At 62.1% G+C, this 10238-nt stretch carries 11 protein-coding genes and 1 pseudogene; 5 read left to right on the top strand and 7 right to left on the bottom strand.

Annotated features, from left to right (window positions below; translation table 11 throughout):
- From EN906_RS11265 to EN906_RS11250, 4 genes and pseudogenes are all read left to right on the top strand, one after another.
- Positions 1-195: pseudogene (locus tag EN906_RS11265) on the top strand (histidine kinase); the annotation flags it as partial.
- Positions 192-506: a hypothetical protein gene (locus EN906_RS38205; RefSeq protein WP_236383520.1), complete on the top strand. Its 315-nt coding sequence runs from the start codon at positions 192-194 to the stop codon at positions 504-506. The pseudogene EN906_RS11265 and the gene EN906_RS38205, both read left to right, overlap by 4 nt.
- 115 nt (positions 507-621) lie before the next feature.
- Positions 622-948 (top strand): hypothetical protein, encoded by a 327-nt coding sequence (locus EN906_RS11255; RefSeq protein ID WP_127267715.1) that lies wholly within the window; start codon positions 622-624, stop codon positions 946-948.
- An 83-nt stretch (positions 949-1031) separates the two neighbouring features.
- A complete protein-coding gene (locus tag EN906_RS11250) occupies positions 1032-1277 on the top strand; it encodes a membrane lipoprotein lipid attachment site-containing protein (RefSeq protein ID WP_023810994.1) in 246 nt (81 codons plus the stop codon).
- Positions 1278-1373: 96 nt separating this feature from the next.
- Here EN906_RS11250 and EN906_RS11245 read toward each other — a convergent pair whose 3' ends face one another.
- The 4 genes from EN906_RS11245 to xylF all read right to left on the bottom strand — a co-directional run bounded on the left by EN906_RS11245 (position 1374) and on the right by xylF (position 6477).
- Positions 1374-3002 (bottom strand): CHASE domain-containing protein, encoded by a 1629-nt coding sequence (locus EN906_RS11245; RefSeq protein WP_127267716.1) that lies wholly within the window; start codon positions 3000-3002, stop codon positions 1374-1376.
- A 127-nt stretch (positions 3003-3129) separates the two neighbouring features.
- Complete coding sequence (locus EN906_RS11240; protein ID WP_127267717.1) at positions 3130-3930, bottom strand: ATP-binding cassette domain-containing protein; 801 nt, start codon at positions 3928-3930, stop codon at positions 3130-3132.
- Positions 3931-3941: 11 nt separating this feature from the next.
- Complete coding sequence (locus EN906_RS11235) at positions 3942-5294, bottom strand: sugar ABC transporter permease (protein WP_127267718.1); 1353 nt, start codon at positions 5292-5294, stop codon at positions 3942-3944.
- A gap of 142 nt (positions 5295-5436) precedes the next feature.
- Positions 5437-6477, bottom strand: a complete 1041-nt coding sequence (xylF, locus tag EN906_RS11230) for a D-xylose ABC transporter substrate-binding protein (RefSeq protein ID WP_013529274.1) — start codon at positions 6475-6477, stop codon at positions 5437-5439.
- 270 nt (positions 6478-6747) lie between these two features.
- On the opposite strand from xylF, the gene EN906_RS11225 reads away from it, so the two are divergent.
- Complete coding sequence (locus tag EN906_RS11225) at positions 6748-7995, top strand: ROK family protein (protein ID WP_127267719.1); 1248 nt, start codon at positions 6748-6750, stop codon at positions 7993-7995.
- Between the two features lie 16 nt (positions 7996-8011).
- On the opposite strand, the gene phoB is transcribed toward EN906_RS11225, so the two are convergent.
- From phoB to pstB, 3 genes are read right to left on the bottom strand one after another with little or no spacing between them, the layout of a single operon-like run.
- On the bottom strand, positions 8012-8701 hold the full coding sequence (phoB, locus tag EN906_RS11220) for a phosphate regulon transcriptional regulator PhoB (protein WP_010911896.1): 690 nt from the start codon (positions 8699-8701) through the stop codon (positions 8012-8014).
- A gap of 16 nt (positions 8702-8717) precedes the next feature.
- Positions 8718-9425 (bottom strand): phosphate signaling complex protein PhoU, encoded by a 708-nt coding sequence (phoU, locus tag EN906_RS11215; RefSeq protein WP_127267720.1) that lies wholly within the window; start codon positions 9423-9425, stop codon positions 8718-8720.
- 26 nt (positions 9426-9451) lie between these two features.
- Positions 9452-10228, bottom strand: coding sequence for a phosphate ABC transporter ATP-binding protein PstB (gene pstB, locus EN906_RS11210; RefSeq protein WP_127375177.1), 777 nt, complete (start codon positions 10226-10228; stop codon positions 9452-9454).
- Between the last annotated feature and the right edge of the window lie 10 nt (positions 10229-10238).

The following is a 10238-nucleotide window of genomic DNA, read 5'->3' as shown; positions in this document are numbered from 1 at the left end:
GGAACCTCCCTGTCGCTGACATGGGCCGAGGCAATCGGAGCCAGTGATGTCAGGCGTAGCGAGAAGCGCTTCGGCAGCGTCGCACTCGAACGGGTCGTGCCGGCGTCACTGAACGGAACGGCGACGCTCGAAATCGCGGCTGGCCGTCTCGAGTACCGCCTTGTCGTTCCACACGGCAATTTCGAGACGGATTGAGCGACCCGAGCTTTCTTAACCAGCTGTTCACCATAAAAGCAGATGCTGTTTTTCCCAGATACCGCTGGAACCTGTTGCATCACCGAACATTTCCGCAGCAGGATTTGCAGCATGGTGCGGGAGGGAATGCCTTGACGGTTGCCGATATGAACAGACTGGAGCAGGCCGCCCGGATTTCCATGGGCGAGTTTGAGGACTCCGAGTCATCCGCGCCACCGCTGGCCCCTGTCCCCAACGGAGCCTTGCGCCTTGTTGCGTTGGCCTTGGTGGCGGTGATCGTGGTGGTCGCCCTGTACCAGCTGGTCTATTGAGGCCAGCTCGTTTCGGCCGGCGACAGAATCAATTGTCGCCGTCTTATTTCCCTGCCAGCGCGCCAGGAACTTTGGCTGATGTAGACCGTTACTATGGCGAGAGGACTTTCCCGCCATGGAACATATCGCTGCATTGCTGCTGGTCATCGGTTGCTCGAACACGATGGCCGACTGCCGTGAACTCCAGGTGCCCGTCAGCATTTTCGCGACCGCCGAGCAATGTGTGGCCGAGCGCCCATTCGTCTTGGGCGACGTGCAAGGGCAGGCTGATCACATCGTCGCCAAATGTCTTGCCGTCGATCCGGTGCTTGAAGACGACTATGATCAGATCGTCTGGAACGTGCGCGCCGATGGTACGCTTGACGCTTCATTGGCAATTTCCAGCCTGGTAATGGCGTCGAACGCGGCAGGCCCAGAAAAAGACTATCTTCACCAACAATAGATTGCAGCAGCAAAGGCCGTCATTTCATGCTAAATGGCAGCTGGAGCTTTACCAAGTGAGGACAAAAAGTGAGGAGTGACTCTATGCGGAAGATGATTATTGCCCTGGTTGCGGTGGTTGCCGTCAGCGGCTGCACCTCGACCGAACAGGACGTGGTTGGCGGCGGCTTGATCGGCGCCGGTGTCGGCGGCTTGGTCGGCGGCGGCAAGGGCGCGCTGATCGGCGCGGCCGTTGGCGCCGGTTCCGGCCTGCTGGTGCGCAATCTGCGCAACGGCTATTGCCAATATCGCGATCATCGCGGCCGGATCTACACGGCTCGCTGCAACTAATTCGGCGATAATCGAAACGTCGATCCGGAGGCTGGTCTGCTGGCCTTCGGATTTTTCATGTCCGGACGCTTGATCCTTTTCGGGAGAAGGTCGCGCTCAATTGGCGAGTGGAATTTTGATTTCCACGTTCAGCCCATTGGCCTGGTAGTCGCGCTTGATCGTACCGCGTAATTCGCGCGTCACGTTGAGATCGATCAGCTTGGTGCCGAAGCCGGTTTCGGCGGGAGCTTCGAGTTTCTTCTGCCCGTTTTCGCGCCAGTTGAGGGCCAGCGTCCTGTCGCGCCCACGCCCCTCCAGAGACCAATCCACTTTCAGTGCCCCCACGGAATTGCCGGCTTCGCCGTATTTCAGCGCATTCGTCGCCAGTTCGTGGAAGGTCAGGCCGAGCGCTTGCGTCGTGGTTTCGTCAAGCAGCACTTGCGGCCCTGACAGCAGCCCCTCGGGCAACTCCTTGCCGAACACCTGGCCGAGTTCGATGCGCAAGAGATCGCCAAGATCGGCCTTCTGCCAGCGAGAGCGCGTCAGCATGTCCTGGGACGCTGCCATCGCCTGCAGCCTGGCCGAGAAAGATGCGGAAAACTCGTTGACGTCGGTAGCCCGCGATGCCGTCTGGCGCGCGATCGCCAGCACCCTGGTGATCGAATTCTTGATGCGATGCTTCATCTCCTGCAGCATCAGGTCTTTTTCGATCAGGCTCTTTTCCGTGGTTTCGTGCAACCGCGACGCTGCCTCATAGGCCCGCTCCTGATATCGCGCCACCAGCGCGATGGCGCCCGCCAACAGCAGGCCGAATAGCCCCAGCATCACCGGAATGGCGCGCGACGACGGCTGCGAGAAGGCGCTTGTCGGCCGGAACAGGACAGTCCATGGCCGTCCGGCGACGATGATCTTTCGGGTGACCAGCAGCCTGTCCCCGAAAGTCGAAGCCGGCGGCGTCTCCGACCGGAACAGCAGATTGTCGCCGCTCACGGCACCATCGCCGTCATAGATTTCGGTGTTGACCGGCAGTAGCGGCGACCGGCTGAGCGCGGTCTGGAACAGATCGCGAGCCCGGAAGGCCGCATAGAGAAAACCTGATGTCGAGGATCTCGAAGCATTGATGACGTCGGGAGCGGTTTCGACATTGAGCCGCACGAAAACGAAGAAGCCGGTGAACGTCTGCGAGGCGCCCGTGTCCTGGCCCAGTTGCACCAACCCGCTGGCGTGCTGCTGGTCGTCGGACATCGCCTTTTCGATCGCCACACGCCGCATCGGTTCGCTGAACATGTCGTAGCCGATGGCGGCTTGGTTGGATGGATCCAGCGGTTCGAACAGCACGATAGGGGTACGCCAGGGTTGCGTGGTATCCGGGTAGATTGGATGACTGACGCCATAATCGTGCAGCATATCGCGTTCGACCGTCGCCTTGTCGCCCGTCTTTGCCAGCCTGAGGAAACCGATGCCGCGCAAGCCGGCGAAATTCTTGTCGACATCGAGCGCGTTGAAGAACGCCTTGAACTCATTGCGAGAAATATCGCCATTGCGGGCGTCGAACAGGGCCTGCGTCGAGCGCAGCAGCGACAGATGCAGGTCGATGCGGCTCTCGATCCGGTTGAGCGCGTCGTCGGCAGTCGCCTCGAACTTGATGCGCGCGGCTTCCTGTGTGGCGAAATAGGCGAAACCTGCCATCACCATGCTGATTAGTGCGACGGCGATAAAGGCGATGATCGGGAAAAGCTTCTTCAACGGATCGTGCGGTCCCTGAGCGATATCGGACCTTTATGGGCAAGTCGCCGTGCCAACACAATGCCACGGCCAAGCCATCCTTACGGCTGGCATATCACGTGTCCGGCAACGGCGAGCTGGCTTGATCTCAGGCTGCGATCTTCAGCGCACCCGGTCCTGGAATGGCGCCCGGCGGGCATTTGCCAAGAATGATCATCCCCAGCACCTCGTCCTGGGTGACATCGGTGGTGCGGGCGGTGCCAACGACCTGACCGTTCTTCATGACGCAGACCCGGTCGGCAAGCTCGAACACATCGTGGATGTCGTGGCTGATCAGGAAGATGCCGATGCCATCGGACTTGAGCTGCTTGACCAGTTCGCCGACCTGCGCCGTTTCCTGCGGACCAAGCGCCGCCGTCGGCTCGTCCATGATCAGGATGCGGGCGTTGAACAGGATCGCACGCGCGATCGCCACCGATTGCCGCTGGCCGCCCGACAGCTTGATCACCGGCTCCTTGAAGCGCTGGAAGCGGGGATTGAGCCGGCCCATCACCTTGCGCGCCTCGGCCTCCATGGCAACGTCGTCGAGCGTACCCCAGGCGGTCATCAGCTCGCGGCCGAGGAACAGATTGGCGGCGGCGTCGACATTGTCGGCCAACGCCAGCGTCTGGTAGATCGTCTCGATGCCGTATTTCTTGGCGTCGCGTGGATTGGAGATCGATGCCTCCTCGCCGTTGACGAAGATCTGGCCCGAATCGCGCTTGTAGGCGCCGGACAGGATCTTGATCAATGTCGACTTGCCGGCGCCATTGTGGCCGAGCAGCGCCACGACCTCGCCGGGGAAAAGATCGATCGAGGCGTCGTCGACGGCGCGGATGCCGCCAAACGCGATCGAGATGTTCCTCATGTCGATCAGCGCGGTGGCTGCAGGAGCAGTCTTGTCATTCATGGCATGCCCTCCTAGACGCGCTTGCGATAGACGGTGTCGAGCCACACGGCGATGACCAGTACGGCCCCGACGACGATGCTCTGCAGCGGCGAGTCGACGCCGAGCAGCACCATGCCGGACTGCAGCGACTGCATCAGCAGGGCGCCCAGCATGGCGCCGATGATCGTTCCCGATCCGCCGGCAAGCGACGTGCCGCCGATCACGGCGGCTGCAATGACGAGCAGTTCGTCGAGCGTTCCAAGCACGTTGGTGGCCGAATTCTGCCGGGCCGAGGAGATCGCCGCGGCAATCGTGGCCAGCACGCCCATGATCATGAACACCTTCATGGTGATCCATCGCGTGTTGATGCCGGCGAGATTGGCCGCCTCGGGATTGCCGCCGATGGCGAACACATAGCGGCCGAAACGGGTGCGGTTGGTGATGAAGGTCATGACCAGCCCGACGGCGACAGCCATCAGCACCGGTATCGCGATACCGTGGGCGATGAACAGGCCGCCTTCGGGAACGGTGATGTTGTTGGCGGCCGCATATCTGTTCACGATGCCGATCGGCCAGGGGTAGGAGTTGGCGAGCCAGACCGCACCCATGATGGCGCCGCAGGTGACGACTCCAAGCAGCGCCTCGGCCCAGATCGGACGTAGCGGAAACCGGAAACGCTTGCGCTGCACCCGCCCGTTGAACAGCCCAAACACCACGGCGAGGCAGGCGACGATCCCAACGACCCAGCTCCAGGTCGCGCCGATCGATCCCGCCGGCCCACCGCCCATCAGCTGAAAAGTGGCGTTAAGCGGCGCCACGGTCTGGCCTGAAGTGACCCACCAGGCGGCACCGCGCCAGACCAGCAGGCCGCCCAGCGTCACGATAAAGGCGGGCACTTCGAGATAGGCGATGACGAAGCCTTGAAAAGCGCCGATCAACAGGCCGAGCGCCAGGCCGATGACCAGTGCCAGGACCCAGATCCACGGGTTGCCGAGTTCGAGCCCGACAAAGCGCACCAGGAAATGCACCTGGGCAAATCCCATCACCATGCCGATCAGGCCCTCGGCGGAACCGACCGACAGGTCGATGTTGCGCATGACGATGACCAGCACCATGCCGCAGGCCATGATGGCAACCGCGGATGTCTGCACCGACAGGTTCCACAGATTGCGCGGCGTGAGAAAGGTGCGGCTGTCGAAATCGAGCGGATTGACGCCAAGGCGCAGGCTGGAAATGACATGCAGCCCAATCCAGATAACCAGCAGCGCGCCGATCATGCCGAGCATGCGGGTGTCGATCTCGGTCGCCTTCAGGAACCGGGCGACGGCGCCGAGTTCCGACGCGCGCGCCGTATCGGTCTGCGGGTTTGACGTCGTATCGGTCATGGTTTCCTCCCACCGGCTGGCCGTCTGACGCGCATGCCGGAGCCCAGCCTAGAAGCTATCCGCATGATGCGGAAACAGAATTCTTTGAGAAAACGCCGCGGCTTTTGGGCCGCGGCGTTCAGATATTGCAAAGTGGTACGGATCAGTTGCAGGCCGCCACGGTGCCGGCGGCGACACCCGCGCAGACTTCGTCCTTCTTGATCCAGCCGGCGTCGATGACGACGTTGAGATTGTCCTTGGTGATGGCAACCGGGGTCAGGAACAGCGACTTGACGGTGTTGCCGCCCGGCGTCGTGAAGTCCTTGGCGCCGGCGATGTCGCTCGTCTTCTTGCCGTCGGCCAGTTGCGAGGCGATCTCGGCGGCATTCTTGCCGAGCTCCCGCGCGTCCTTCCACACCGACACGGTTTGCGTGCCGAGGGCGATGCGGTTCAGCGCGGCGTGGTCGCCGTCCTGACCCGAGACCGGCACGGTGCCGGCCAAGCCTTGAGCCGTCAGCGCCGCGACGACGCCACCGGCAGTGCCGTCATTGGCCGCGACCACCGCGTCGACCTTGTTGTCGTTGGCGGTCAGGAACTGCTCCATGTTCTTCTGGGCGTTGGCGGGCAGCCAGCCATCCGTGTAGGCTTCGCCGACATTCTTGATCTTGCCGCTGTCGATGGCTTCCTTGAGCACTTCCATCGAGCCCGAGAACAGGAAGTCGGCATTGGGATCGGCACCGGAGCCCTTGATGAAGACGTAGTTGCCTTCCGGCTTGACCTTGAACACTTCGCGGGCCTGCATGCGGCCGACTTCCTTGTTGTCGAAGGTCAGATAGAAGACGTCCTTGTTCTCGATCAGCCGGTCATAGCCGACGACCGGAATGCCTTCGTCCAGCGCCTTCTGCACGGCCGGGCCGATGGCCGAAGCGTCCTGCGCCAGGATGATCAGGGAATTAGCGCCCTGCGAGATCAGGCTTTCGACATCGGTAAGCTGCTTGCCGGGATTGGACTGCGCATCGGCGGAGATGTACTTGTCGCCGGCGGCCTCGATCGCCGTCTTCATGGCGGCCTCGTCGGTCTTCCAGCGTTCTTCCTGGAAGTTGGACCACGAAACGCCGACAACCTTGTCCTTCGCCTGCGCGACAGACGCGAGCGTCAGCGACATGGCGGCACCCGCCAGGATGGCGGCCGTGAATCTTTTCATATTATCCTCCCTGCGCCGCGTATGGCGCGACCAAACTGACCCGAGGGCCGGCACAGAGGCTCTATTTTTTCGAGCCTCGAAAAAATACTGGGCCAACGCCCGAACGCTGTCAACATCGATTCTGATGGATTTTGATGTCATTTCGAGTTTTTTTCGAGTCTCGGAATAAATAAATGACACGGCATGCAGCTTCTGCCAGTATTTACCGGCGTCACCGACAGCGTTCCAGGGGCAGGAGGAACCGCGGCGACCGGGAGGATATGAAAGAACATGTCGGTCGGAATCCGCCACGACGATCTGCGCCGCCGCAACCGCGCCATGGTGATCGCGGCAGTGCGCCGCGCCGGACAGCCGTCACGAACCGAGATCGCCGCGACCACAAGCCTCAGCCATTCGACCATCTCGGCGATTTCATCCGACCTGATCGTCGAAGGCATCCTGACCGAAAGCAAGCCGAGCGAGGCCGGCTCGCTCAAACGCGGCCGGCCGCAGGTCGGCCTCAGTCTCAATCCGGAAGCGGCCGCGGTAATGACCGTGGTGCTGTCGCTGAACTTCCTCTCCGTCGCCGTCATCGACTATGCCGGCCAGGTGATATCCGAGGAACAGCGCCGGCTGGACACGCTGACGATGTCGCGCGAGTCGCTGATCGGGGAATGCACGGCCATCGTGCGGCGCCGCCTGGCAGATCCCGACCTGGACGTGCGCAGCATCGCCCGCATCGCGCTGGCCATCCAGGGCATCACCGACACCCGTGCCCGCGCCATGCTGTGGTCGCCGATCACGCCGCACACCGACATCGCCTTCGCTGACATATTCGAAGACGAGTTCGGCATCCCTGCCATAATGGAGAACGACTGCAACATGATGGCGGTGGCGCTGCGCTGGCGCGACCCCGATCGTTACCGCGACGATTTCATCGCTATCCTTTTGTCGCACGGCATCGGCATGGGACTGGTGCTGAAGGGCGAATTGTTCACCGGCACCCATTCTTCGGGCGGCGAATTCGGCCACATGATCCATCGGCCGAACGGCGCGCTATGTCGCTGCGGACGGCGCGGCTGCGTCGAAGCCTATGCGGGCAATTACGCCATCTGGCGCAACGCCAGGCAGATGGGCGAGGATGCAGAACCCGTCGCCGATGTCAGCGACGCCGACATGCGCGCCCTGGCTGCCGCGGCCCGCGAAGGTGACGGACCCGAACGGGAAGCCTATCGCAAGGCCGGCGAAGCGCTCGGCTACGGCCTCGGCAGCCTGTTCGCGCTGATCGATCCGGCGCCGGTCGCCATGGTCGGTGTCAGCGCCGCCGCCTTCGACCTGATCGAGCCGGCATTGCGGCAAGCGATTGCCCAGACCGCCGGCGGCCAGCATTCCAAATCGATTTCCTTCGACACCGAGCCGAACGAACTGCCGCTGATCCGCGAAGGCTGCGCCATGCGGGCGCTGATCTTCGTCGATCAGGAGATTTTTGCGCCGGGCGTGCAGGCGAGATCCGGTTTCGGCGGCAAGAACGTGGCGTGAGTTCAAACGAGGGAGTTCAGTCCTCTCGGATGGCGTATCCGGCCCCACGGATCGTGCGGATGACATCAGGCATACGGCCATTGTTGACCGCCTTGCGCAGCCGGCCGACATGCACGTCGACCGTGCGCTCGTCGATGTAGATCGTCTCGCCCCAGACATTGTCGAGCAGCTGGCTGCGCGAGAACACGCGGCCTGGATGGCGCATCATGAATTCGAGCAGGCGGAATTCCGTCGGCCCAAGCCGGATCTCGCTCTTCTTGCGATAGACACGGTGCGACTCGCGATCGAGCACGATATCGCCGACCTTTAGCACGCTGGACAGCACTTCCGGCTTGGCCCGGCGCAGCAGCGCCTTGACCCTGGCCATGAACTCCGGCGTCGAGAAGGGCTTGACCAGATAGTCGTCGGCGCCGGTCGACAGGCCGCGCACGCGGTCGCTTTCCTCGCCTCGCGCGGTCAGCATGATGATCGGCAGCCGCTCGGTCTCGGGACGCATTCGCAGGCGCCGGCAGAGTTCGATGCCCGAAACCGCAGGCACCATCCAGTCGAGCACCAGAAGATCGGGAACGTTCTCCTGCAGCCGGATTTCGGCCTCATCGCCGCGCGTCACCACCTCGACCTGGTAACCTTCGGATTCAAGATTGTAGCGGAGCAGCACGCCTAGCGGCTCCTCATCCTCCACCACCATGATGCGTGGTGCGATCATCGGCTGGTCACCCTTGTTATGCCGCTGGCGCGGACATTGCCGTCTCGTCCTGCTTCGGACGATTGGCTGGCAGCTGCGTGCCGGTCAAAACATAGTAGGCATTTTCGGCGATGTTGGTCACGTGGTCGCCGATCCGCTCGAGGTTCTTGGCGCAAAACAACAGGTGCGTGCACGCCGTGATGTTGCGGGGATCTTCCATCATGTAGGTCAGCAGCTCGCGGAACACCGAGGTGTATTTGACGTCGATGCGTTCATCATTGTTTCTGAGCGTGGCAAGCGCTGCCGCGTCAGCGGCGGCATACTCGTCGACGACCCCCTGCACCTGGATCAGCACCAGCTGCGCCATCGCGTCGATCGAATGCGAAAGATCGTGCGGCGTGACGCTCAGCCCGACAGTGCCGACGCGCTTGGCGATGTTCTTGGCAAGGTCGCCGATGCGCTCGAGGTCGCCGGCCATGCGGATCGAACCGACCACCGCACGCAGATCGTTGGCCATTGGCTGGCGCTTGGCGATCAGCGTGATGGCGCGATCGTCCAGCTCGCGCTGGCGGGCATCCATGATCGCATCGTCGGAAACCACGCGCTGCGCCAGCGCATTGTCCGAATTGAGCAAAGCCTTGGTCGAGCCACTGACCATCGAGCGGGCGAGATCGCCCATGTCGCGGATCAGCTGGCTGATCTGCTCCAGATCCTCATCGAAAGATGCAACGGTATGTTCACCCATGATCTTCGTCCCTCATATGCCTGAGCTCAGCCGAACCGGCCGGTGATGTAGTCCTGGGTGCGTTTGTCGTCGGGGGTGGTGAACATCTTGTCGGTGGCGCCCTCCTCGACCAGATAGCCTAGATGGAACATCGCGGTGCGCTGCGACACGCGCGCTGCCTGCTGCATCGAATGGGTGACGATGACGATCGTATAGTTCTGGCGCAGTTCGTCGATCAGTTCCTCGACGCGAGCAGTGGCGATCGGGTCGAGCGCCGAACACGGTTCGTCCATCAGGATCACCTCGGGTGACACGGCGATGGCGCGTGCAATGCACAGACGCTGTTGCTGGCCACCGGAAAGACCCGTGCCAGGTTCCTGCAAACGGTCCTTCACCTCGTTCCAGATCGCCGCCTTCTTCAAGCTCGACTCGACGATCTGATCCATGTCGGCCTTGCGCTTGGCCAATCCGTGGATGCGCGGGCCATAGGCGACGTTCTCGTAGATCGACTTGGGGAACGGATTGGGTTTCTGAAACACCATGCCGACGCGCGCCCTGAGTTCGACGACATCGATGTTCTTGTCGTAGATGTCTTCTTCGTCGAGCGTTATCTTGCCGGTTACCCGCGCGGAATCGATGGTGTCGTTCATGCGGTTGAGGCAACGCAGGAAGGTCGACTTGCCGCAGCCGGAGGGGCCGATCAGCGCCGTCACCTGATTCAGGCGGACGTCGAGATTGACATCGAACAGCGCCTGCTTCTCGCCATAGAACACGCCGACCTTGTCGCCACGCATTTTGATCACTTCGTTCGACTTGGCGTTCATCTTATCGCCC

It is taken from the genome of Mesorhizobium sp. M7A.F.Ca.CA.004.06.1.1, from assembly GCF_003999135.1.
Lineage (GTDB): Bacteria > Pseudomonadota > Alphaproteobacteria > Rhizobiales > Rhizobiaceae > Mesorhizobium.
This window is presented reverse-complemented; position numbering and strand designations above follow the sequence as displayed.

Coding starts and splice junctions, on each gene's coding strand:
- EN906_RS11235 (WP_127267718.1), bottom strand. CDS start 5,294: ATGACCGATACGACGTCAAACCCGCAGACCGATACGGCGCGCGCGTCG.
- EN906_RS11250 (WP_023810994.1), top strand. CDS start 1,032: ATGCGGAAGATGATTATTGCCCTGGTTGCGGTGGTTGCCGTCAGCGGC.
- pstB (WP_127375177.1), bottom strand. CDS start 10,228: ATGAACGCCAAGTCGAACGAAGTGATCAAAATGCGTGGCGACAAGGTC.
- phoB (WP_010911896.1), bottom strand. CDS start 8,701: ATGATCGCACCACGCATCATGGTGGTGGAGGATGAGGAGCCGCTAGGC.
- EN906_RS11225 (WP_127267719.1), top strand. CDS start 6,748: ATGTCGGTCGGAATCCGCCACGACGATCTGCGCCGCCGCAACCGCGCC.
- xylF (WP_013529274.1), bottom strand. CDS start 6,477: ATGAAAAGATTCACGGCCGCCATCCTGGCGGGTGCCGCCATGTCGCTG.
- EN906_RS11255 (WP_127267715.1), top strand. CDS start 622: ATGGAACATATCGCTGCATTGCTGCTGGTCATCGGTTGCTCGAACACG.
- phoU (WP_127267720.1), bottom strand. CDS start 9,425: ATGGGTGAACATACCGTTGCATCTTTCGATGAGGATCTGGAGCAGATC.
- EN906_RS11240 (WP_127267717.1), bottom strand. CDS start 3,930: ATGAATGACAAGACTGCTCCTGCAGCCACCGCGCTGATCGACATGAGG.